Raw genomic sequence first — 23,012 nt, 5'->3', positions numbered from 1 at the left:
TTGCTCCTTTCATCCGCTGCGCCTACAGGGCCACGGTGCCGAAGGCACGCAGTTCGAACCCACCCGGGATTTCGTGGTGCGCCACCACACGCAGGTGCGGCAGCATGCGTTCGGCCAGCGCGCGCACGTGGCGCCGCAGCTCGGGGGAACACAGCAGCACGGGCACCAAATTGCCCTTCATCATCTTCTCCGCCTGCTGGCCCAGTCGCGCCAGCACCTGCTCGGCAAACTTCGGCTCAATGACCAGCGGACCGCCTGCCTCGGCGGCACGAATGCTCTGCATCAGGCTGTGCTCGATGGCCGGATCGAGCGTGAGGACCTGCAACGCGCCCTGGCCGCCCAGAAGGGACTGGCAAATCACCGCCCCCAGCCGCTGGCGGACCAGTTCGGTCAGTACAGCCGGATCGCGCGTGGCCTTGCCGTGGTCGGCCAGGGTTTCGATGATCGCCTCGAGGTTACGCACCGACACCTTCTCCTTCAGCAGGTTCTGCAGGACTTTCTGGATGTCACTGACGCTGAGCACGGCAGGCACCACGTCCTCGACCAAACCCGGCTGGCGCTGGCGCACGCGGCCGATCAGCTGCTCGGTCTCCTTGCGCGTCAGCAGGTTGGCCGACTGCTGCCGCAACACCTCGCATAGGTGGGTGACGAACACCGTGGCCGGATCGACCAGCGTGAACTTGGCCAGCCGCGCCTTGTCCCGCTCCTCGTCCGCAATCCACACGGCCGGCAGGCCATAGGTCGGCTCGCGCGTTTCGATCCCGCGCAGCTTCTTCACCTCGCCGCCCGGGTGGATGGCCAGCGTGCGATCCTGATGAATCTCGCCGCGGGCCACCGCAACGCCGAACACGCAAATCTCGTAGGCATCCGGCGCCAGCCGCGCGGCATCATGAAAGCGCACTCCCGGGAGCACCAGGCCCGCCTCCATTGCATATTGCTTGCGGAAGGTCGCGAGGCGCTGCCTGAACATTGCCTGATCGGCACCGATCACGGGCACCAGGCTTACTCCCAGCAGCACTTCGATCGGCTCGATATCCAGGGCGGCGTAGGCATCCTCGTCGGCCGCCGCCGGCTCCGCCCCGGCCGCTCCCTCTTCGCTGGCGCCGGCGTGGCGCCGCAAGATTCCGACCGTGGCGAAGATCCCGATCAGCGCCAGGAGGGGCATGGCGGGCAGTCCCGGCAAAAACAGCAGCCCCCCCAGGGCCGCCACCACCAGCAGCAGGGTCTTGGGGAAGGCCGTCAACTGGTGCAGGACTTCACGGCTCAGGTTGGCATCGGCCGCGGAACGGGTCACGATCAGCCCGGTGCCGACGGAAATGATGAGGGCAGGGACCTGGGTCACGATGCCGTCGCCGATCGTGAGCAAGGTATAGCGCTGCAGAGCCTCGGCCCATGGCATCCCCATCTGCATCATCCCGATCACCAGCCCGCCGACCACGTTGATCAGCATGATGACGATGCCGGCGATCGCGTCGCCCTTGACGAATTTGCTGGCGCCGTCCATCGCACCGTAGAATCCGGCCTCCTTGCCCAGGTTCTTGCGCCGGCGCTGCGCCTCCGCCTGGTCGATGAAGCCCATGTTGAGGTCAGCGTCGATGCTCATCTGCTGGCCGGGCATGCTGTCCAGCGTGAAGCGGGCGGCAACCTCCGACACCCGCTGCGCACCGCTGGTCACGACGACGTACTGGACCACCACCAGGATCAGGAACACGATCAGCCCGATCACATAGTTGCCGCCCACGACGTAGGCGCCTATGGCGTCGATCACCCGCCCGGCATGGGCGTCGCGCAGAATCAGACGGGTGGCGGCGATGTTGAGCGACAGGCGGAACAGCGTGGCAACGAGCAGCACGGACGGGAAGGTCGAGAACTCGACCGGCTTGTCCATGTAGAAAGTCAACAGCAGGATCAGCAGGGCGAAACTGATGTTGGTCAGGATCAGGAAATCCAGCAATCCCGCGGGAATGGGCGCGAACAGCACCACCAGCACTCCGACCACCAGGACTACCAGCACCAGATCGCTGTGACCAGCAAAGACCTTGCGCAACGCGTTCATGACGCAATCCCGCGCGGGCCGCTGGGCAAGCAGGCGGCTGGCAGCTGCCGCGCCGCCCCCGAAGCGGCACGGCCCGTCGCGACATGCCCCAGCACGCGAATCGCGTGCGGCGCCGCCATCTCGCAGCGGTGATCAGTGTGCCCAGCCATGTTTCCGTCCCAGAGCGAATTACCGTGACGCCAGCATAGGGGACGCCTGATTACGAATAATGTACGCATCGGTAACCGTCTTTGGTGACGGAATCGAGCGCACCGCGTGGCGGCTGCGCGCGTCCTGCGTGCCGGTGCCGCCGGCAACGGGTGGCGTGCGCGCCCGCGCGGAGGATGGAAGGTGCCGGATCACGGCCCAGGCCATGCCGCGGCCGCAAGGCGGCCACATCGGCCAAGCCCTCGCCCCCCGCTGTCCACTCATCCCGCGCGGCGATTGGCGCGCAAGGCATAGACCCACAACAGGATCTTGGCCACGGCAGGGTACAGGTCCTCGGGCACATATTCATCCAGGGTCAGCCGGCGGTGCAGCTCGCGCGCCAGAGGGGGGTTTTCGACAATCGGAATACGGTGGCGCCGTGCGCTCTCGCGCATCCTGGCTGCCAGCTCCCCTGCCCCCTTGGCCAACAATTTGGGCGCCGGCATTTCACCGTGCCGGTAGGAAATGGCGACCGCGTAGTGGGTCGGGTTGGTGAGCAACACATCGGCCTTCGCCACCTGGCTCAGGGAACGGGTCTGCTTGAGCAGCTCCAGCCGCACCTCGCGCAAGCGTTCACGGATACGCGGGTCGCCCTCGCGCTGCTTGTGCTCGTCCGTGATGTCACGCCGGCTCATGCGCATCTTGCGCGCGAACTCCCACCGGGTGTAGATCGCGTCCGCCAGCGCCACCGCCAGCAGGGCCAGCAGGAGTTTGAACAGCAGCGGCCCTACCTCGGCCAGGGCTTGGCGGGCGACGTCAGGCGCCGGCCCAAACTGCAGCGCTCCCAGGCGCGGCGCCACCGCGCGCAGCAGGAGGATGAGCACGAGTCCCAGCACCGACAGCTTGACGACGCTCTTGGCCGCTTCATACACCAGCCGCATCGACATCAAGCGCTTCAAGCCGCTGGCCGGGTTCAGGCGCTGCAGGTCGGGCTTCAAGGGATGGGCGCTCAGGACCGGTCCTGCCTGCATCAGCTGTCCCAGGATCGCCCCCCCCGCCACCGCCACCAAGGCCGGGGCCAGCAGCGCGAGGCCGGCCTGCAGCCACCCGCCTACCCACGCCATGGCGCCGGCCGGAGTCCACTCCAGATCGGCAAGCCGGGTGAGCAACGCCGCCGACAGCGACAGCGCGCGGCGGCCGCTGCCCGCGGCGGCCGCAAACCAGACGGCGACCAGGGCCGCCAGCACCACCACGAATGCCGCATCCGGGCTTTTGGCCACCTGCCCGCGCTTGCGCGCCTCGCGCAGTTTGTGGGGAGTAGCCGGTTCGCTGCGATTGTCGTCCTGTTCCGCCATGTCGCGCCCGCCGTCCTAGATGGGCATCAGCCTTGGGGAAGCAGCTCGGCGGCCTGCGCGCGCGTGGGGGCGCCGCACCGTCCCCCCCGATGGGTGTCGCCCGGAAACTTCGCCTGAAGCCAGCCCACCAGGCGCTCCGCCAGGCCGGTACGCGCATCGATAAAGCCATGATCGGTGTCCAGCACGACGTCCTCCACCGTCCTGGCGTGGGCGGCGCGCAACGACTGCAGCAAACGCTCGTGGTGCAGCACCGGCGGCGCCACCTGGTCGTACCGGGCCGCCACCAGGAGCAGCGGACGCCGGGCCAGCGGCACCGCCAAGCGTCGCAGGTCCCACTGGGCGCCGGCCTGAACTGCCTCGCGGGCCAAGGCGGCGCCGCTGGCCCCGCTCAGCCATTGTGCCGACTCCTGCCACAACGCCGCCAATTGCTGTTCGGTGCCCGGGCGCGCTCCCGGCCCGGCGGTCACCGCGCCGAAGTTGAAGCCGGCCAGGGACACCGCGCCCCGCACATCGGCATCGCCGGCGGCCGCCGTCAACGCCAGGAATCCCCCCAGGCTATGCCCCGCCACCACCAGGGTGCGCGCGTCCACGCCATAGTCGGCCGCAGCCTCAGGCGTGCGCAGCCAAGCCAGGACCGCCTTCGCATCCGCAATCGCGTGCCGCCAGGTGAAGTTGCCAGGCGTGCCCCAGGCCCCACGGTAATGCGGGACGATCACGTTCCAGCCCGCGCGGCGCACGGCGTGCGCGAGATCGAGATTCAGTTCGGCCCCGGGAAAGCCATGTAGCAACAGCAGCGTGGGATGGGAATTGCTGCCGCCTGCGCGGAAGAAGCGGGCGCCGATCCACTCCCGGGCAACGCCGATCCTGACCACGCTGACCCAGCCCGGCACGCCGGCCGGCGCGCCGACGCACGGCTGAGCTGCCCAGGCCGGCGCCGCGGCGCACCCGGCCAGCTGGAGCGCGCACGCGAGCACAATGCCGCGGCCCCAGGTGCGCGCACGCCGGCGGAACCGCATGGCGTTCCCGCGACTGAACGCTTGCGCGGTCTGCCGCGCTGCGGTGCGGCAGACAAGACGAAGCACATGGCATCGGCTGTCGTGCTGCCCGCTCGCGGCCACCGGCAGTGGCGCAGCACCCGGGGCAAAGCATACGACGGGGGTGCCCCCCGCAAAAACCAGGTATGAGTCCAGTTCGACCTCCCGACGTCCGGCCAGGCAACCATGCGCCTGGCACCGGACCATACCGCCGAACCACTTACCGTTCACGTACGGATCGCCGCTCCGCCGCCCCGCTCAGGGGGGCCGGGCCCGGAACAACGTTCCGGCAGCCCCGCACGGTGCCCGTCCCGATTGCTCCCAGCGCGCGCTCAAGGCCCGCATTGTTCCGTCGGCCTTCATGCGCTCCAGCGCTGCCTGCCAACGGGCTACCTCGGCGGTGGGAGTCTGCGGTGCGAACGCCAGGTAATTGCTGCCGCGCCAGAACACGAAGGCCAGGTCCAGCTCCTCCATCGTGTGGCCGATATTGCGCAGCGAGCCAAGCAGGGTCGAGCTGTCGGCCGCCAGCAGGTCCACCCGACCGGCCAGCAGCATCCGGATTCCCTGCTCCTGCGTGGTCAAGACTTCCAGGTTGCGAAAGCCCTTGCCGGCCAGCAGTTCGTGCTGGTACCACGAATGGGTGACGGCGATCGCCCGCAAGTGCTTGGCGGCCTCCAGATCGCTCACCTGCGGCTGGCGGCCGCGCCGCCGGTACAGCCCAGCCACCTCGAAACTCAGCGGCCCCACCCACCGGAACTGGGCTTCTCGCTCAGCGGTGCGCGTCACCGGGAACAGGGCGGCATATGCCGTGGTCCGGGTCAGGTGCAGGGCGCGCGACCAGGGCAGGATTTGCACCGGGGACCGGTTGCCGGCCCGACGCATGAGTTCCGCCACTACATCGAGCAGGCAACCTTGCGGATTGCCGGTCTCGTCGATGACGAGCGAGTGCTCATCGTAATCGGTAAACACCTGCACTTCCCGCGGCGGCGCAGCCAGCGCATGGCCCGCCGCCGCAAGGACCAGCAACGAGCACAGCCGTGCCACGCCCCCCCCCTGTTGCCTGCCCGGCGTCATAAGGGCAACCTGACCACGAAGCGGCATCCTTGCCCAGACAGCGACTCGGCTTCCAGCGTGCCGCCATGCTGTTCAACGATGCCCAGGCTGATCGACAGGCCCAGGCCCATCCCGACACCGACGGGCTTGGTAGTGAAGAACGGGTCGAACACCCGGGCCGCCACGTCGGGCGCCAGGCCGGGCCCATTGTCCTCGACGGCGACGCGCAGCACCTCCCCTTCCTTGGCGCTCGCGATCCGCACGTGCCCACGCGCCGGTTGTCCGGTCGCGGACTGGCTCGCCGTGATCGCCTGGCATGCGTTGATGATCAAATTCATGAACACCTGGTTCAGCTGCGCCGGGCGGCAGGCCAGCATGGGGTCATCCGCAAACACGCATTCGATATCGACGCGGTCGGCGAACTGGGTGCGCACCAGGTTCACGGTCGTGCGCACACATTCGCTGATCGCGACTGTCTTGGTCTCCGCCTCATCCAGCCGGGAGAACGAGCGCAAGTCACGTACCACGTCGCGAATCCGGACGGTTCCCTCCAGGACTGTCTGTGTTTGCTCCTTCAGCTGGTCCACCTGGCCGTTGAGCGCTTCCAGCAGTTCAGTATCGGCCTCGTCGGCAGCCAGGTTCAGCAGCCAACTGCGGAATTGCTCAAGATGCGACAGCAGTGACTGGGCCCCGACGTGCGCGAAATTGACCGGGTTGTTGATCTCGTGCGCGACGCCAGCGGTCAAAATGCCGACCGCCGCCAGCTTCTCGGACAAGACCAGTTTCTGTTGCGCCTGCTGAAGCTCGGCGAGCGTCAACGCCAGCTGGTCGCCGCGCTGCTCGGCCAAGGTACGCTGCCGGGACAGTTCCGCCGTCCGGGCCGCCACCTCCCCTTCCAATTGGTCGCGATGCCCGCGCAGGGCCGCCACCAGAGCCTCGCGCTCGCGCTCCAGCTTGCCACGGTGCTGCAGTTCAGCGCGCAGGCAACGGACCATGTCTTCGAGCGCATGCGCCACCTGCGCCAGTTCGTCGTTGCGGCGCGCTCCGCGCAGGCCCAGGATCGGCCGTTCCGGCAGGTTCTCCAGGCTGAGCCGGCGGGCGTACTCCGCCATTTGGTAGAGGGGATGGGTGATCCAGCGGCTTACCAGCAACAGGAGCAAGGCCGAAACCAGGGTGGCCTTGACCGCCTGGGCAAGGAAGATGAATACCGCCCTGTCCCACAGCCTCCGGTACACGCCGTCCAGGCTGACGGCGACGGTAAGCTCGCCTAGCGCAACGCCCGGATCGCTGGCACGGACGAGCGCAATCTTGCGCACCATGAAACGCTGGCCGGGACGCACGCCGGCGGCAAAATGCTCGCCGGTGACGGTATCAATGGCCGCGTAGACCACGTCCGGAAGCCGCCGCAACCCCTCGAGCCCCAGTTGTGTTTGCGGGGCATTGAAGGTCCACAGGCTGTTGGCCAGGGAATCCACGGAAGTGGCGGCCATCTGCTCGTAGCGGTTGTCGACCTGCTCCAGTTCCTGCCGGTAGTCAAGATAAAGCTGCACGGCCGTCAATAGCAGGCTAAGGGCGCCTCCAGCCAGGATCATGGCCAGCAGCAGCCGGCGCCCCAGTCCATCCGGCATCCGTGTGCCGATTACTGCTGCGGCGTCCACACGCTGCATGGTGTCCCCATCGGTATGCATTTGTTGGGCGCCAGCTCACCCGGCGCCCGGCTGTCGCCATTGTAACCGCTACCAACCTGCGGCGGAACCCGCCGGCCGTTTAGCCGAACAGGAACATATCCAGTGTCATGTCACGCAGGGCCACCCCCTGCAGCACAATCGTGAGGTCCTCCAGCGTGAGCACGCTATCCTGGTCCATTTGCTGCGCATGCGCCATCACATAGTCGAAGTCGGAGCGCGCCTCACCGGTAATACTGCGCAGATGCAGCAGATCGTGCTCGGCCATGTTGAAGTCGGCCACCACCTTTTCCCCGAACCGGCTCAACAGGTGAAACGTATCGGCGCCTGAGCCCCCGAAGATCAGGTCATTGGACTGTCCGCCTTCGCCAGCAAACAAGTCGTCGGCGCCATCACCGCCATCCATCAGATTCGACCCGAAGCCGCCAGCCAGCACATCATTGCCGGCCCCGCCGGACAGCGACGACCAGCCGCCGCCGCCGAACAGCACATCGTTGCCAGCCCCGCCCACGAACAGAGCATCGCTGGCATTGTTTCCAGTCATGATGATCGGATTGTGCATGGCACTGGCGTCGAATACGTCGGCGCCATGCCCATCATCGTGCGAACTCAGTTTTTCAATGTGCATGGCATCGGTCAGCTTGACAAGGCAGTCCACCCCGCGCGCAGCAAACACATGCAAGATATCGTAGCCGGGGCCCGCGTCAATGGTGTTCTCTTCGGTGCCGTTGAGCATCAGGTAGTCATTGCCGTCGCCAGCGAATACCACGTTATCCCGGCCTGGCGCCACAATCCAGTCGTGGCCGCCACCGCCGGCGTAGCGGCCACCGCCGGCCTTGCCCTCCAGGTAGTCATTGCCGTCACCGCCACTGAGGTCGACACCACCGGAACCACCGATCAGATAGCTGTCTTCACCATAAGCCGTCATGCGAATGAAATGAGTCACCGCGCCCGCGTCCACGGCTCCGCCCCCTTTCATCTCGACCACTTCGATGTCCATCGCGTCATTCATGAAGAAGGCGGCCCCGCCGGGGTAAATTTTCAGGGTATCGGTGCCGGCGCCGCCATCGACGGCGGCACCGGTCCATTCACTCTTGGCGTAAAACACGATGGTATCGTCGCCTTCGCCTGCCTCCAGCCAGTCGCCGCCGGCCCCGCCCACCAGCTCATCGTTTCCGGTTCCGCCGATGAGCCGGTCTGCGCCGGCACCGCCGATCAGAACATCATCCCCCCCGAGCCCCTCAATCTGCGACCCCAGATCCGAATCAGCCACCAAAATGTCTGCTGCTTCCGTGCCAACTATTTTTCCCATGCGTTCCTCGCAATGTCGCCTTGCCAGTCCGGCTGGAGTGGCGGCGCGAGTTTACGGGTGTGGGGCTTACGGATGAATTACACATCTCCTGCCGCAGGCTAGCGCACCCAGGGAGCGCGAACGGAGACCAGTGCAGGGGGACACCACGCCGCATTGGAACTGCACGGTTGCCCGATGTCCGACATACGCACGTCCTCTCACGCGAACTCGGCATGGGCGTCCGAGAACGTCCTGCGGTACGCTGTCGGCGTCACCTTGGTGATCCGCTTGAAATGTTGCCGTAAGGCGGGTGCGGTTGGGAAGCCGCATCGGTTCGCGATAATCTCAACGGGAAGCGTGGTCGTTTCGAGCAAGGTCTGCGCAAGCTTGATGCGTTGCTCGATAATCCACTGGATGGGAGAAACCCCAGTCTCGGATTCAAAGCGCCGGGCGAACGAACGTAGCGCCAAGCCGGCGTGTTCAGCCATGTCCGCGACACGCAAATCCTTATCGAGATTGGCCAGGATCCAGTCGCGCGTTCGATCCAGGTGGCGGCTTCTCCCGGGAGGAATCGGACGCTCGATAAACTGGGCCTGACCGCCGCTCCGATGGGGGCTGGCCACCATCAGCCGGGCGACTTGATTGGCCACATGTTGACCGACATCGCTGCGCACAATGTGCAAACACATGTCGATTCCCGCAGTGACGCCGGCGGAGGTGAGGATCTGCCCGCCATCCACGTACAGGACCGTGGGGTCCACTTCGATCTCAGGAAACATGTCAGCCAGTTCCTGCGCGGCGGCCCAATGCGTGGTCGCCCGGCGCTGATTGAGCAGGCCGGCATGCGCCAAGGTAAACGCACCGGTGCAAATAGACGCGATCCTCACCTTCCGGCTATAGGCGGCCCGAAGGCTCGTCTTGATCGTGGCATCGACATCGGCATGCCAGTCAAACACGCCTGGAATCACGATCGTATCGGCGTCTTCAAAAGCCTCGAGGCCGCGTAGCACCTGGCTGTACATCCCGCCAATGGCAAAGCTTGCCCCCTTCTCCACAGCGCATGTGGTTACCACATAACGCTCGTCAGGGACTAACTGAAAGACAAGCAGCGGAGTCGCAAGGTCAAACGGCACGACCTGGGGCGTGACAAGCACGACAACGCGATGCGGTTTCATAAGTACGCCCTTGCAATTGGACAAGTTCATCCTAACACCACTTTCGCCAATACCCAAGTGCGGCGCTTGGAGGATACGGGGATGTCAAAACAACTCCACGCAAAACAAAAAAAGCCATCCGATTTGGATGGCCTTGTTTGCGACGTAAGTCTTTGAATTTATGGCGGAGAGGGTGGGATTCGAACCCACGGTAGGGGGACACCCTACGCCTGATTTCGAGTCAGGTACATTCGACCACTCTGCCACCTCTCCGGTGTTCTGTTCGAGCTCCTGTGCCAGGGGCACAAGATTGGTCGGGAACTCTATCTCTTTCCCGCGTACTGCTGCGGAAGACCAGCATTATAGCAGCCCTTCCGAAAAATGGAAGGGGGAAATTTATCCTCAGCTCGTACGGAAAATCAGCTGGTGCATGCGCCGCAGTTTGGGATAGACGACAGGTACCGTGAGCATGGTGCTGGCGACGGCCATCAGCAGCAGCGCGGTAAAGGTTTCGTTGGTGATGATGCCTTTGTCCAGCAGGATGTTCACGAAGATAATCATGATGAGCGCCTTCGTTTGCAGCAGCCAGCCGATGATCGAGGCTTCGCCCTCCTCCCACTTCAGGATCTTCCCTGCGATCTGCACGCCAATCAGTTTCCCCGCCACGGACGCCACCAGCAGCACCGCAGCGGCGATGAAGACCATCGAGCCGCCAACGCCCCAGTTGGTGCGCAGGCCTGTGCTGAGGAAGAAAACGGGCATGAGCGCCAGCAGCACGTGGTGGCGCATCAGGTCCATCTTCTCCTGGTTGAACCAGTGCGCGTCCATCACCGCACCGGCGAGGAAGGCGCCCACCATGAAATGCAGTCCCGCCCAGTCGGCGCCGAAGCCGCAAGCGGCCAGCCATATCATGGCGACAAACCAGCGGTCGCGTTCGGGGATGCGCACCATGAGCTTGCGGAAGCCCCAGGCCACTACTGCGAACATGATGAGGAAGCCAACCTGCCGGCCCACACGCGTCCAGTCCAGAAGGATCAGCGCCAGCACGCCCCAAATGGCCACGTCGTCCAGGCTCGCGTAGCGCAGAATGCGCTGGCCGATCGGGTGGCGCAGAATCTCCAGGTTCTCCATCAGCAGAATGAGAATTGGCAGCGCCGTCACCGCGCAGGCCATGCCTACGCCGAGCACGAACTGCCAATCCTGCCCATTGACGCCGATCCAGCCGCTGTAGCCCAGCATGCCGGCAGCGGCCACGCAGCCGAACACCAGCGGCGTCCCCAGCGCCATGCCCGCGGTGATGACGCTTTCGCGGCGGTGCTTCCATGCCTGCCCCAGATCGAGCTCGATCCCCGCGATCATCACGAAGATCATCACCGCCCACCAGGCGATGCCGTTCAGCGACTGGATCACGGCCGGCGTGAAGATGAACTGGTAGTAGTCGGGATACGCCGCGCCCAGCACGCCCGGCCCAAGCAGGATGCCCGTGATGATCTGCACCACCACCAACGGCGCATAGTAGTTCGTATCGCCAAGGCGCCAGATCAGGTAGGGAACCGTGAAGACGATCAGCATGGCCAGGAGGAAGACCTCCGTTGTGTTCATTGCGGTATGCATTCTTTTCCTTTTTATTGAAAACGATTTCACAACTACCGAAAAAATCCCGCTGGCGGCGGGATGAACAACTATGGGAACGACAAACCTGCGGGGCGGATAACGCCCAGATCGGAGAGCACGGAGCGGCCGCTGGCAAGAACGCTGCTGAAGACTGAGGCCTTTCCGCGTCCACTGCGGCCTGCCTGCACAAGGCTTTCGAAGCGGCCGAAGCCTGCGCCAAGGCGCGACAGCGGTTGGTTGGCAGGACCGGCGGACAGTGTCCCCACGCGCTCGCGCAGCTCGGCGATTTCGGCATCCTTCTGGCGCAAGGCCATCTCGTACCGGGCCTGCAATGCGCGGATGCGGTCTTCGGCGTCGCTGTGCAGCTTCTCGGCCAGCTGTTCGACCAGGGCATTCAGGGAGCGGACCGTATCGTTCCGGCTCGCGCTGGCTGCCGGGCTCTCGCCCGCCAGCTCCTTCAGGTACTTGTGGATGGTGGATTTGGAGCCGGTATTGCCCAAGGCGGCGCGCACCGCATCGGCGGACGGATGGCGGCCTTCGGCAAGCATCTGCTCGCGCACTTCCTTGACCTGCAGTTTCGACAGCCCTGGCCTTGCCATGCTCACCCCATTACGTAATTACGTAATGTTGAGTATAAACATAATGCGCAAGGAACAACAAGAACTATTGTTCACTTGCGCACACTATTTCTTAAAGGGGACTCGGCGTCCCCGTCTGTCCCCTTTAAGAAAGTTTGGTCAGGCCGCCCATGTATGGCTGGAGCACGGCAGGGATTTCGACGCTGCCATCGGCCTGCTGGTAGTTTTCCAGCACGGCGACCAGGGTGCGGCCAACGGCCAGCCCGGAGCCGTTCAGGGTGTGCAGCAGTTCCGGCTTGCCCTGGGCGTTGCGGAAGCGGGCCTGCATGCGGCGCGCCTGGAAGGCTTCGCAGTTCGAGAGCGAGGAGATTTCGCGGTAGGTGTTCTGCGCGGGCAGCCACACTTCCAGGTCGTAGGTCTTGGCGGCGCCAAAGCCCATGTCGCCTGTGCACAGGGACATGACGCGGTACGGCAGCCCAAGCTGCTGCAGTATGGTTTCGGCGTGGCCTACCATCTCTTCCAGTGCTTCGTACGATTTTTCAGGGTGCACCACCTGCACCATTTCGACCTTGTCGAACTGGTGCTGGCGGATCATGCCGCGCGTGTCGCGGCCATAGCTGCCTGCTTCGGAACGGAAGCACGGCGTGTGCGCGGTCATGCGCAGGGGCAGCGCATCGGCGGCCACGATGTCATCGCGGACGATATTGGTCAGCGAAACTTCGGAGGTCGGAATCAGGTAGAAGGTCTCGCCCTCGCCTTCCGCGCCGCCCTTCTTTACCGAGAACAGGTCGGCTTCGAATTTAGGCAGCTGGCCGGTGCCCAGCAGGGACTCGGCGTTCACCATGTAAGGCGTGTAGCACTCGGTGTAGCCATGCTTGTCGGTGTGCGTATCGAGCATGAACTGCGCGAGTGCGCGGTGCAGGCGGGCGATGCCGCCTTTCATGACGGAGAAGCGCGAGCCGGTCAGCTTGGTGGCGGTGTCGAAGTCCAGGCCGAGCGGCGCGCCGACATCGACATGGTCCTTGATCTCGAAGTCGAAGCTGCGCGGGGTCCCCACTTTGCGCACTTCGACATTGCCCGTTTCGTCCGTCCCCACCGGCACGGATTCGTGCGGCAGGTTGGGCACGGCCTGCAGGAAGGCGCTCATCCTCTCCTGCACCACGGCCAGCGCCTGTTCATTGTTCTTCAGCTCATCGCCCAGGCCGGCCACTTCGGCCATCACGGCGCTGGTGTCCTCGCCTTTGCCCTTCATCATGCCGATCTGCTTGGACAGCGAGTTGCGCTTGCTTTGCAGTTCCTCGGTGCGCATCTGGATCGCCTTGCGTTCGCCCTCCAGGGCGTTGAAGCCGGCGACGTCCAGCTGGAACTTGCGGGTCGCCAGTTTGGCGGCGACGGTATCGATATCTTTACGGAGCAGTTGGATGTCTATCATGGGGTATTGCCGCTATGTCGAAAGCGCAATTGTACCAAGACAGAACCGCAACTCCGCGAGTTTTACGCCCTCCGGCGGTCCATCTCAGATCAGGCGCGCTTTTTCGGCAGTGGTCAGGCGTTTCGCGGCCACGGTCACGACCGGCATCTGCGTCTGCTGCACGCTTGCCACGGCGCGGTCGGCGGCCACGTCCAGCGGCTTCTGGCTCACGGTGGTGAAGCTGAAGACGGCGCCGATCAGGGCTGCGGCGATAAAGATGGCTTCCATGTGTTTGGTGATGTTCATGATGTTCTCCTTCAGGTCAGTGTGTAGTGCTGCTTGCATGGTTACACTGTACCTAAAGGCCCTATGGCGAGCGAGCGGTGTGCGACGGGTCGCCAAAAACAGGGGATGAACTGCAAAAATGCGGCGTGAAGGCGCTGTTCAGGCGGCCCGGCCAACGCTGCGCGGGCCTTCTCCGGCATGGCTGTGCACCAGCTGGCCGAGGCGGGCGATGGCGCGCTCGATCTCGTCGCTCCAGGCGTTGCCGCAGTTGAGGCGCAGGTAGTTGCCGAATTTGCCGCTGGCAGAGAAGAGCGGGCCGGGAACGAAGGCCACGCCCTGCTCCACCGCTTCCAGGTGCAGGGCCAGCGCGTCCACCTGCTCGGGCATCTGCACCCACAGCACGAAGCCGCCCTGCGGTTCGCTGACCGAACAGGCGGCAGGGAAATGGGCGCACACCGCGTCCGACATGCGGGCGATGCGCTGGGCCAGCACGCGGCGCATCTTGCGCACCTGTATATCGTAGCTGCTGCCGTTCAGGAAGTCGGCCAGCACGGCCTGGAAGAACTGGCTGGTGGAGCCGCTGGACACCATCTTCAGCAGGGCCACTTCCTGCGCCCAGCGCCCCGCCGCCACGTATCCGACGCGCGAGGCGGGCGTCACGGCCTTGGAGAACGATGAGCACAGGAGCACGTGGCCGCTGGTGTCGTAGGCCTTGATGGGCCAGGGGCGCTCCGGCGTGAAGCACAGGTCGCCGTAGACGTCGTCCTCAATGAGCGGCACGTCGTGCTGGGCCAGCAGGGCCGCCACACGGCGCTTGTTCTCCTCGGGCATGATGCAGCCGAGCGGATTGTTCGCATTGGGGATGAAGAGGCAGGCCTGCACCAGGCCCGCGTTCAGCGCCAGCTCCAGCGCATCGATGGAGGCGCCAGTTTTCGGATGGGTGGGAATCTCCAGCGCCTTCATGCCCAGGCTTTCGATTAGCTGGAGCAGCACGAAATACGTGGCGGATTCGATGGCGATGGTGTCGCCCGGCTTCGCCACGGCGCGCAGGCACAAGCTGATGGCTTCCGTGCAGGAGCTGGTGACCACGATCTCGGCTGAGTCGATCTGGCCCCAGTCCAGCGCCCGGCGCACCACCTGGCGCGTAAAGGCGGGCTCGTTGGTTTCGTAGCAGCTCACCTTGCTCAGCAGGGCCGGATCGCGCCTCGCCGCGGCCGCGACGGCCTTCTGCACGCGGCGCATGGGCAGCAGCTCGTCCGGCGGCCAGGCCGAGCCCAGGTGCACCACCTGCGGCGACTCGTTCGCCTTCAGCACCCGCATCAGCGTGTTGTTGATGCCCACATAGGCGGGCTCCTTGAGGGGCTGCGCTTCCGTGGGCAGCGCGGCCAGCATGCGCGCGCGGTGGCGCACGTAGTAGCCCGCCTGGGGACGGGCTTCGATCAGGCCCCTGTCCTCCATCAGCCGCAGGGCCTGCAGGACCGTGCTCACCGACAGGCGCTTCTGCTGCGCCAGGTGCCGGATGGACGGCAGCTTGTCGCCGGGCGCAAACACCCGCTGGGCGATCAGCGCGTCCAGCTCGTTGGCCAGCTGCTCGTACAGATTGATGGGCGTGGGCATCCTGCCATTCTCCTGCCGCAGGGCTTACCGGAACAGGTACAGCGGCATTGTTTTTCGACCAGCACAGTGTAGCCGAAGTGCGACTGTGCCCATCACAATATCGTTTTGCTGCATCTGTTATGGTTGGCGGGCGGTGGCTATTCTGGAGCTATTGGAAAAGCACAGGAGAACGCCATGGAATACCAGCTTGCCCCGAACCGCCCGCTCCGCCTGGAGCACGCTGGCGGACAGGTCGTGGAATGCCTGGAAGGCGTGGCGTGGATTACGTCTTACGGCCAGTACACGGATTTCCTGCTGCGCCCAGGCCAGGAATTCGTGGTGCCCAACGACGGGCTGACGCTGGTGGAAGCCATGGGCTGCGGCCGCATCCGCGTGGCGGAAGCGGAGGCGCAGAGCCAGATGGAGCAGCTCCTGCGCCGCACCCAGCTGCGGCTGGTGCAGGCCCGCGACCATACGCGGCACAGCCTGCAGCCTGCGCCCTGCAGCGACTGCATCTATTAACGCAGCGGATTGCTCGCTGTTTCGCCCACCACGGTGTGCCATTTGCGCACCGTCCAGCGCTTCACGATGCCGTTCAGCACATAGGGATCGGCCTTGGCGAAGGCTTCGGCGGGCGCTGGCGAATCGGCCTTGAACAGCAGCATGGCGCTGTCGATGGGCTCGCCAGCGGCGCCAGCCAGCAGCAGCTCGCCCCGGTCCGCATACTCCCACGCCAGGGCAAGATGCTTGCCGCGGTACAGTTCGCGGCGCTCCAGGTAGTCGTCGGCGAGTTCATAGGACAGCAGATAGTGCATGATGAGGCCTCCAATAAAATTCCCATAATAAACGTGAAGGAGAATTCATGCAGATGAGCGGCATCCCGTTCGGCACCACCGACTGGTCGGAAGTGGAAACCACGGAGCACCCGGGCGTTACCGGCAAGGCCTTTTGGCGCACGCGCAAGTTCGGCGACCAGCGGGTGCGGATGGTGGAGTACACGCCCGGCTACCTGGCCGACCACTGGTGCGTGAAGGGCCACATCCTCCTCTGCCTGGAAGGCGAACTGCATACCGAGCTGGAAGACGGCCGCACATTCGTCCTGCGTCCGGGCATGAGCTATCAGGTAGCCGACAACGCTGAACCCCACCGCTCCTCCACGGCCACCGGGGCCAAACTGTTTATCGTGGATTGACCACTGGGACCCGCAGGCTAGACTAAATCCTGTCTAGATTCTGTCAGGCGGGCCAAATGCATCTTTTGAAGATGAAACCGATCTCGTACCTGAAAAACAATTCCGCCGAGCTGGCAGAAGAACTCAGGACAGATCAGACCGATATCGTAATCACCCAGAATGGGGTTGCAGCGTTCGTCTGCGTCCCTATCGAGCGCTACGAGAGTTCGAGACAGGCGCTCGCGCTTTTGCGTCTGCTAAACATGAGTCGGCAGGACTATGCAGAGGGTAGATCGGCAGAGGCAACAGAAGTGATGGATCGCATCGAGAAAGAATTGTTCCCCGATATTTAGAAGTAATGGGGCTCTCACGCGATAGAGGGAAAACTATCGAGGACCGCCGAACGGCGAGCTCGATCTGCTTAAAGCGACTGAGTGTAATCCTCGTGGTGACAGCACATTTCAAATTGACCAGGCGAAATTCCTTGACAATAGTTCCAGGTGATCCTAAAGTGATATCACTTTGATGTCACACACCTGAGAGGAATCGAGCATGAGCGCAGCACATATTCGCCGCGAACTGGCGTTTAGTTCGACAAATGGCTACCTGGCCGCTGGCGCCGGAATCGTCCTGATACTTGGCGCGGTATTCCTGCTGAAGACTGGAGTCGAAGGCGCCCACGGCCTGTCGTTCTTTGGGGGCGCTGTATTGATGGCACTGGCAGGCGTCATTTGCCTGGCCGGCCTCTACATGCTGCAGCCGAATGAAAGCGCGATACTGACCCTGTTCGGCAAGTACATCGGCACCGACCGCAACGAAGGCCTGCGCTGGGCGTTTCCCTGGTATGTGAAGCGCCGCCTGTCGCTGCGGGCGCGCAACCTGAATGCGCCCACGCTGAAGGTGAACGACAAGCGCGGAAACCCGGTTGAGATCAGCGCGGCCATCGTCTGGCGCGTGCGCGATACCGCCCAGGCAGTATTCGAAGTGGACGATTTCGAGCGCTATGTCTCCATCCAGGCCGAAGCCGCCCTCCGCCATCTGGCAGCGCAATATGCCTACGACGAGGGCGAAGACCTGCCCGAGGGCGAAACCACCCTCCGCGCTGGCATGGATGTGGTCGTCGATGCACTGAAGTGCGAGCTCCAGGAGCGCTTCGAAGCGGCGGGCGTCGAGGTGCTGGATGCCAAGCTTACTCACCTGGCCTACGCTGCCGAGATCGCCCAGGTCATGCTGCGCCGCCAGCAGGCCGAGGCGATCATCAGCGCCCGTGCCAAGATCGTGCATGGCGCCGTGAGCATGGTGGAGGCGGCGCTGAAGGGCCTGTCGGAGCGTGGTATCGTCGAGCTGGACGACGAGCGCAAGGCCGCAATGGTCAGCAATCTGCTGGTGGTGCTGTGTTCGGACAAGGAAACCCAGCCGATCGTCAATACGGGCACCCTCTACAACTAGCAGAAAAGCATGGCAAGTCCCGGTAAAAAAGCCTTCCCTTTAAGGATAGATCCCGCGCTGTGGGAAGACCTGCAGCGCCTCGCCGCGCGCGACCTGCGCAGCGTGAACGCGGAAATCGAATTCCTGCTGAGGGAAGGCCTCGCCCGGCGCGGGGTGAAGAGCAAAGAGGACAAAGCCAAGGACGAGGACACGGACAGCGAGTAGTAACTATTTTTCGCAAGCGTGTCGATTCTGTGCGCCCTCGCCCGTCGTAGGAATGAAGCACCGACCGATCATTCCATCTTGACAAGGAAACGCCATGAAAAAACAGATCATCCTCAACCTGCCCGTGAAGAACCTGGACAAATCCAAGGCCTTCTTTGCAGCCCTCGGCTTCACTTTCGACGCGCGGTTCAGCGGAGAAAACGCCGCGTTCATGAACATCGTCGATGGCAGCATCCAGGCCATGCTGTCGACCGAACCGTTCTTCAAGTCCCTGATCGGCAAGCCTGTGGCGGACGCGAAGGAAGCCAATGAAATCGTCATCTGCCTGAACTGCGATACCCGTGAAGAGGTGGACAGCCTGATCGCCAAGGCGGCTGCCGCTGGCGGCCGCATCCCGCATCCACCCGAGGACCATGGCTTCATGTACGACCAGGGCTTCGAGGATATCGACGGCCACCTGTGGAACCTGGTCTGGACGGCGCCGGAAGCCTGATTGACTGATCGTTGCGGGCCCGGCATTAGCCGGGCTATTTGCACGCTATTTCAAAGATGCTCTCGCCAGCATGGCGTCCCTGTAATGACCCAGCGGTTCCTGCTCAACTTAAGCCGCTAATCTAAACGCCTCAGCGGGTGTTTTCATGCCCAGCGCCTGATGCGGGCGCCGGTTGTTGTAGAAGCCAATCCAGTCGGCGATGACCCGGCTGGCGTTCTGCAAACTTTCGAAGCGGTGCCGATGTACGCACTGCTCCTTCAGCGTCCTGATGACGCGCTCCACCATGCCATTCTGCTCGGGGCAGTGAGGCGTGATGAATTCCTGGCGCAGGCCATAGCTGCGCACCAATCTGGTGTAGCTGCGGCTGGTGAAAACCAAGCCGTTGTCCGACCTTAACAAGAATGGCGCTGTAACTTTGCCCAGGGTGCCATAGCGGGCAATAAGGGCCTGTTCCAAGGCCGCCTCCGCCGTTTTAGCCTTGCCGGAGCGGGAAAGATGCCAGCCCAGTAGTTCACGGGTATGGCAATCGATCACCAAAGCCAGCACTGACCACCCATCGCGCCCAGCCCAGACGCGGCACATGTCGGTCGCCCAGCGCTGGTCCGGAGCCGTCGCCACCGAAGGCAAGGCCTGCACACGCGGACGAAAGCCGATCGGCCGCTTCTTCACTTGCCAGCCACGTAGTTGGAAGATGCGTTGCACGGTGTTCTTGTTGAAGCCCAGCAGGGCCGCCACGGTGCGATAGCCGAACGATGGCTCCTCGTTGATCATGGCCTTGATTGGTTCGGCAAAGCGCGGCTGCACCTTCGGCGCCGCCTTGACGGACTTGTAGTACACCGTCCGGCGCGGCATGTCGAACCACTGGCACAGCTTATTGATCGAAACTTTGAATCCGTCTTCTGCTAGTCCCTGGCGGATCGTTTCGATCACTTCTCTTCCTCGCCCAGCAGGGACGCCAGCTTTTTTCTGGCACGCAGTTCCAGCATCGCCTCACCGTAGGCTTCCTGAAGCTCTTTGATCTGGCGTTCGTACTGCTCGCGGACGTCGAGCGGTTTTGCCCGCAAGGCGTTCTCCATGCCCCGCTTGGCTTCATCCACCCACTCTTCGATCTCCGAAGGCGGCATATCAAAGGCCCGGCTGGCCTCTGCCACGGTGGTCTTACCTTGAATGATTTCAGTGACCAGCGCCGCTTTGCGCTTCGCCGTCCAACGTTTTACTTCCTCTTCCATGACCATGCTCACGTGATGTCCTTTCTGTATTATCACCTGAGCAGGAATTCACTGGGTCATTACATCCCTTTGTTCCTTTAACAGTGCATTCCTGGATCTCATCTGGGAGACGCATTGCCAACGATACTTCCCCCATCGCGCCGTAGTCGCACCGTAACCACTTACCTTCCGGGTACGGCCCCTCCAGCGAATACTTCTGCGTCCACGACGTTTTGGTTCGTGGTCCGTCCTCTCCGCGAAGTATTCCCAAACGCTCCGGCGGACCATCCGCTGGGGCGGCACCGCTAAGGTACATTGGGGAGCCCACAAATGACTTCCAGCCCAGCCTTGGGCTGTCAACCTTTACTAAGGCTGCGGGGAGCTCCTGCGGGCACTCGAAGCGCACCGGTCCAGCCAATGCCTGGTTCAAAAGCGCGAAGGAAAACAGCGCCACCGCAATCCGATCCAATGATATGGGTCTACTCGATGACGAAAAATGCATCTGCGTTGTCAGTAGGGTTGCTTGTCAGAGCTCGAACGGTCGATCAGTTCGCCAGCAATTACCTTGATGAAACGAGAACTGCGGCCTTGATGGATCGCAAAGGCCGGACAGTATCAGATTGTGCGGAGCGTGGGGATGACGTCGCGCAGGTGTTGTACTTCGCAGCTTGGCCTGGCTTCGGTGTCGTTCGCCGCGCCGTTGGGGTTGAACCAGCAGCTCTCAATGCCAAATCGGTTGGCTCCGAGGATGTCGGCGTCGAGGCGGTCGCCGATGATCACGGTTTCGGCATGGGTGAAGGCGCGCGCCTTCTTCACCGTAAAGTCGAAGAAGCGGCTGTCCGGCTTGGCGTGGCCGCAGGCGTCGGAGGTCGCCACGAAGGAGACGTGGGCGTGCAGTTTCGAACTCGCGATGCGGCGGTGCTGGATGTGATCCACACCGTTTGTGATGATGCCCACTTCGCCGATGCCAGCCAGCTCCTCGCACAGTTCCTGCGCTCCGTCGATCAGCACGACGGTGTTCGACAGCGATTCGAGGTAGAGGTGGCTGGCCGCTTCCGGATCGAGGTCGAGCCCATTGGAAGCAAAGGTGCGGCGGAACCGTTCGACCTTCAGGAAGTCCTTCGTTACGCCGCCCGTTTCAAAGGCCTTCCAGAGCGCCATGTTGATGGACTGGTATTCGGCAAACAGCCCTTCGGGAAGCGCGTCGAGGCCGAGCTCGCACATCGTGCGGTCGAAGGACAGTTGTTCGGACGCCTTGAAATCGAGCAGCGTGTCGTCCAGGTCGAAGAGAAAGAGCTTGTGCCTCATTCTTCGCGCGCCTGGCGGTCTAGGTCGCGCAGCCACGCGAGTTTTTCGGCGATCTTGGATTCGACGCCGCGCGGGACCGGCTGATACCAGCCTGGTTCCGCCATCCCTTCCGGCAGATAGGTTTCGCCTGCCGCGTAGGCATTGGGCTCGTCGTGGGCGTAGCGGTACTCGTGGCCGTAGCCCAGTTCCTTCATCAGCTTCGTCGGCGCATTGCGCAGGTGGACCGGCACCTCGCGCGATTTGTCGCGCTTCACAAAAGCCATGGCGGCGTTGAAGGCGTTGTAGCCTGCATTGCTCTTGGCGGCTATCGCTAGATAGATCACGGCCTGGCCCAGCGCCAGCTCGCCCTCGGGAGAACCAAGGCGCTCATAAGTTTCGGCAGCGTCGTTCACGATGGTGAGCGCGCGCGGGTCGGCCAGACCGATGTCTTCCCATGCCATGCGCACGATGCGCCGCGCAAGGTAGCGTGGATCGGCGCCGCCGTCGATCATGCGGCAGAACCAGTACAGGGCGGCGTCGGGATGCGAGCCGCGCACGGATTTGTGCAGGGCCGATATCTGGTCGTAGAAATTGTCGCCGCCCTTGTCGAAGCGCCGCGCGTTCAGCGTCATCGCGTTTTCGACGAACTTGGCGTCGATCTTCTTCACGCGCGCCGAACGCGCCGCCGTATCGGCCTGCTCCAGCAGGTTCAGAAAGCGGCGTGCATCGCCGTCGGCAAAGCCAACCAGGGTATCCACAGCCACTTCGTCGAACTCCAGGTCGTGCAAAGCCTCCTTCTGCGCCTTGGCCAGCAGCTGGCGCATTTCCTCGTCGCTCAGGGACTTGAGCACGTAGACCTGCGCCCGCGACAGCAGTGCGGAGTTGACTTCGAAGCTCGGGTTCTCGGTGGTGGCGCCGATGAACGTCACGAGACCGGATTCCACAAAGGGCAGCAGCGCATCCTGCTGCGCCTTGTTGAACCGGTGGATCTCGTCGACGAACAGGATGGTGTGGCGGCCGTACTGGTCAAGGTTCTGCTGCGCCTGTTCCATGGCGGCGCGGATATCCTTCACGCCCGCGAACACTGCGGAGAGCGCGATAAAGGCGGCGTCGAAGGCGTTGGCCGTGAGCCGGGCCAGCGTGGTCTTGCCGACGCCGGGCGGGCCCCAGAGGATCATCGAGTGCGGTTTACCTGCCTGGAAAGCGAGCCGGAGCGGCTTGCCTTCGCCCAGCAGATGGCCCTGGCCGATCACTTCGTCCAAGGTCTTGGGGCGCAGCGCCTCGGCCAGCGGCTGGCGGGGCTCTGCGGAAAAGAGGTCGGCCATGCTTAATTATTCAGGATGTCCGCGCCCTTCGGCATGACGAATTTAAAAGCGGCCGCATTCAGGGCAGGATTCTTCTCGAACTTCTGGAAGGCGAGCACGGAGGTCTGGCCAAAGTTGTCCTTCAGCTCCATGGCCTCGGGCTGGCCATTGCGCAGGCCGATGGTAATCTGCTCGAAGCTGCTGTCCTTGGTCTTCGGCACCGCTTTCAGCCACTCCAGGCCGTCGCGGCTGCCCGCCTCGGACAGGGTGAAGTTCTTTTCCAGGTCGTTGCTGCCGAAGAGGATGGCGGCAGGCGAGGAGCCGAGCGCATCGCCCAGCTTCTTCACGGTAACCTGGTTCAGGTCCTTGTCGTAGATGTAGAGCTTGTCGCCGTCGGCCTGCAATACCTGCTCGTAAGGCTTCAGGTAGGACCAGATGAACTTGCCGGGACGGGCAAACTGGAAGGTGCCGGAGGCGGGCTGCGACACCTTGCTCACGCCGTCCACCATCTTGATCTGTTTCTGCGTGAACTCGCCCTTGGCGGCCTTGGTGCCCGCCACAAAGGCCTTGAACTGTTCCAGCGCGGCGGCATGGGCGCCAGCGGAGAAGAACAGCGAACTGGCCGCAAGCGCGGCGATCGTCTTCCAATGCTTCATAT

General features: G+C 63.5%; 25 protein-coding genes and 1 tRNA gene. 6 read left to right on the top strand and 20 right to left on the bottom strand.

What is annotated here, in order from left to right; genetic code table 11:
* Nucleotides 1-22 precede the first annotated feature (22 nt).
* From flhA to LSQ66_RS05635, 13 genes are all read right to left on the bottom strand, one after another.
* A complete protein-coding gene (gene flhA / locus LSQ66_RS05695; protein WP_231768823.1) occupies nt 23-2,056 on the bottom strand; it encodes a flagellar biosynthesis protein FlhA in 2,034 nt (677 codons plus the stop codon).
* A gap of 407 nt (nt 2,057-2,463) precedes the next feature.
* Nucleotides 2,464-3,537, bottom strand: coding sequence for an EscU/YscU/HrcU family type III secretion system export apparatus switch protein (locus LSQ66_RS05690; protein WP_231768822.1), 1,074 nt, complete (start codon nt 3,535-3,537; stop codon nt 2,464-2,466).
* A 26-nt stretch (nt 3,538-3,563) separates the two neighbouring features.
* Nucleotides 3,564-4,553 (bottom strand): alpha/beta hydrolase family protein, encoded by a 990-nt coding sequence (locus tag LSQ66_RS05685; protein ID WP_231768821.1) that lies wholly within the window; start codon nt 4,551-4,553, stop codon nt 3,564-3,566.
* Between the two features lie 276 nt (nt 4,554-4,829).
* Complete coding sequence (locus LSQ66_RS05680) at nt 4,830-5,615, bottom strand: substrate-binding periplasmic protein (protein ID WP_231768820.1); 786 nt, start codon at nt 5,613-5,615, stop codon at nt 4,830-4,832.
* Nucleotides 5,616-5,641: 26 nt separating this feature from the next.
* Nucleotides 5,642-7,291: a sensor histidine kinase gene (locus LSQ66_RS05675; RefSeq protein WP_231768819.1), complete on the bottom strand. Its 1,650-nt coding sequence runs from the start codon at nt 7,289-7,291 to the stop codon at nt 5,642-5,644.
* Between the two features lie 100 nt (nt 7,292-7,391).
* The gene (locus LSQ66_RS05670; protein WP_231768818.1) at nt 7,392-8,621 is read right to left on the bottom strand and encodes a calcium-binding protein; all 1,230 of its coding nucleotides are present in this window, start codon (nt 8,619-8,621) and stop codon (nt 7,392-7,394) included.
* A 197-nt stretch (nt 8,622-8,818) separates the two neighbouring features.
* On the bottom strand, nt 8,819-9,775 hold the full coding sequence (locus LSQ66_RS05665) for a GlxA family transcriptional regulator (protein WP_231768817.1): 957 nt from the start codon (nt 9,773-9,775) through the stop codon (nt 8,819-8,821).
* Between the two features lie 161 nt (nt 9,776-9,936).
* A tRNA-Ser gene (locus LSQ66_RS05660) sits at nt 9,937-10,027 on the bottom strand.
* A gap of 129 nt (nt 10,028-10,156) precedes the next feature.
* Nucleotides 10,157-11,356, bottom strand: a complete 1,200-nt coding sequence (locus LSQ66_RS05655; RefSeq protein ID WP_231768816.1) for a cation:proton antiporter — start codon at nt 11,354-11,356, stop codon at nt 10,157-10,159.
* Nucleotides 11,357-11,436: 80 nt separating this feature from the next.
* The gene (locus LSQ66_RS05650) at nt 11,437-11,967 is read right to left on the bottom strand and encodes a DNA-binding protein (RefSeq protein ID WP_231768815.1); all 531 of its coding nucleotides are present in this window, start codon (nt 11,965-11,967) and stop codon (nt 11,437-11,439) included.
* 124 nt (nt 11,968-12,091) lie between these two features.
* The gene (serS, locus tag LSQ66_RS05645) at nt 12,092-13,378 is read right to left on the bottom strand and encodes a serine--tRNA ligase (protein WP_231768814.1); all 1,287 of its coding nucleotides are present in this window, start codon (nt 13,376-13,378) and stop codon (nt 12,092-12,094) included.
* An 84-nt stretch (nt 13,379-13,462) separates the two neighbouring features.
* Nucleotides 13,463-13,663, bottom strand: a complete 201-nt coding sequence (locus LSQ66_RS05640) for a hypothetical protein (protein ID WP_231768813.1) — start codon at nt 13,661-13,663, stop codon at nt 13,463-13,465.
* A 138-nt stretch (nt 13,664-13,801) separates the two neighbouring features.
* Entirely contained in the window at nt 13,802-15,259 is a 1,458-nt protein-coding gene (locus LSQ66_RS05635; RefSeq protein ID WP_231768812.1) for an aminotransferase-like domain-containing protein, read from the bottom strand.
* A 174-nt stretch (nt 15,260-15,433) separates the two neighbouring features.
* Here LSQ66_RS05635 and LSQ66_RS05630 point away from each other — a divergent pair, with 174 nt between their 5' ends.
* Nucleotides 15,434-15,760 carry a DUF2917 domain-containing protein gene (locus LSQ66_RS05630; protein WP_231768811.1) on the top strand — a complete coding sequence of 109 codons (327 nt, stop codon included), beginning with the start codon at nt 15,434-15,436 and terminating at the stop codon, nt 15,758-15,760.
* On the opposite strand, the gene LSQ66_RS05625 is transcribed toward LSQ66_RS05630, so the two are convergent.
* Nucleotides 15,757-16,053, bottom strand: a complete 297-nt coding sequence (locus tag LSQ66_RS05625) for a YciI-like protein (protein WP_231768810.1) — start codon at nt 16,051-16,053, stop codon at nt 15,757-15,759. The genes LSQ66_RS05630 and LSQ66_RS05625 overlap by 4 nt on opposite strands.
* 47 nt (nt 16,054-16,100) lie before the next feature.
* On the opposite strand from LSQ66_RS05625, the gene LSQ66_RS05620 reads away from it, so the two are divergent.
* From LSQ66_RS05620 to LSQ66_RS05600, 5 genes are all read left to right on the top strand, one after another.
* Nucleotides 16,101-16,430 carry a DHCW motif cupin fold protein gene (locus tag LSQ66_RS05620; RefSeq protein ID WP_231768809.1) on the top strand — a complete coding sequence of 110 codons (330 nt, stop codon included), beginning with the start codon at nt 16,101-16,103 and terminating at the stop codon, nt 16,428-16,430.
* A gap of 56 nt (nt 16,431-16,486) precedes the next feature.
* Nucleotides 16,487-16,762, top strand: coding sequence for a type II toxin-antitoxin system Phd/YefM family antitoxin (locus LSQ66_RS05615; RefSeq protein WP_231768808.1), 276 nt, complete (start codon nt 16,487-16,489; stop codon nt 16,760-16,762).
* A 199-nt stretch (nt 16,763-16,961) separates the two neighbouring features.
* The gene (locus LSQ66_RS05610) at nt 16,962-17,858 is read left to right on the top strand and encodes an SPFH domain-containing protein (RefSeq protein WP_231768807.1); all 897 of its coding nucleotides are present in this window, start codon (nt 16,962-16,964) and stop codon (nt 17,856-17,858) included.
* A gap of 9 nt (nt 17,859-17,867) precedes the next feature.
* Entirely contained in the window at nt 17,868-18,062 is a 195-nt protein-coding gene (locus tag LSQ66_RS05605; protein WP_231768806.1) for a hypothetical protein, read from the top strand.
* Nucleotides 18,063-18,156: 94 nt separating this feature from the next.
* Nucleotides 18,157-18,555: a VOC family protein gene (locus LSQ66_RS05600; RefSeq protein ID WP_231768805.1), complete on the top strand. Its 399-nt coding sequence runs from the start codon at nt 18,157-18,159 to the stop codon at nt 18,553-18,555.
* A 108-nt stretch (nt 18,556-18,663) separates the two neighbouring features.
* Here the strand turns inward: LSQ66_RS05600 and LSQ66_RS05595 are convergent, their stop codons facing one another.
* The 6 genes from LSQ66_RS05595 to lolA form a co-directional block, all read right to left on the bottom strand.
* Nucleotides 18,664-19,485, bottom strand: coding sequence for an IS3 family transposase (locus LSQ66_RS05595; protein ID WP_231766975.1), 822 nt, complete (start codon nt 19,483-19,485; stop codon nt 18,664-18,666).
* Nucleotides 19,482-19,814 carry a transposase gene (locus LSQ66_RS05590; RefSeq protein ID WP_267871889.1) on the bottom strand — a complete coding sequence of 111 codons (333 nt, stop codon included), beginning with the start codon at nt 19,812-19,814 and terminating at the stop codon, nt 19,482-19,484. The genes LSQ66_RS05595 and LSQ66_RS05590 overlap by 4 nt, the downstream gene beginning before the upstream one ends.
* Nucleotides 19,729-20,265, bottom strand: a complete 537-nt coding sequence (locus LSQ66_RS24795) for an STY0301 family protein (protein WP_407659560.1) — start codon at nt 20,263-20,265, stop codon at nt 19,729-19,731. Before LSQ66_RS24795 ends, LSQ66_RS05590 begins: the two co-directional genes overlap by 86 nt.
* A gap of 113 nt (nt 20,266-20,378) precedes the next feature.
* Nucleotides 20,379-21,071, bottom strand: coding sequence for a YjjG family noncanonical pyrimidine nucleotidase (locus LSQ66_RS05585; RefSeq protein WP_231768804.1), 693 nt, complete (start codon nt 21,069-21,071; stop codon nt 20,379-20,381).
* Complete coding sequence (locus tag LSQ66_RS05580; protein ID WP_231768803.1) at nt 21,068-22,375, bottom strand: replication-associated recombination protein A; 1,308 nt, start codon at nt 22,373-22,375, stop codon at nt 21,068-21,070. The genes LSQ66_RS05585 and LSQ66_RS05580 overlap by 4 nt, the downstream gene beginning before the upstream one ends.
* A 2-nt stretch (nt 22,376-22,377) precedes the next feature.
* A complete protein-coding gene (gene lolA / locus LSQ66_RS05575) occupies nt 22,378-23,010 on the bottom strand; it encodes an outer membrane lipoprotein chaperone LolA (protein WP_231768802.1) in 633 nt (210 codons plus the stop codon).
* Nucleotides 23,011-23,012: the final 2 nt, after the last annotated feature.

The organism is Massilia endophytica, from assembly GCF_021165955.1.
In the GTDB taxonomy this organism is placed as follows: Bacteria; Pseudomonadota; Gammaproteobacteria; order Burkholderiales; family Burkholderiaceae_D; genus Rugamonas; species Rugamonas endophytica.
The sequence above is the reverse complement of the archived record's forward strand: the minus strand, read 5'-3'. Positions and strand labels throughout refer to the sequence as shown.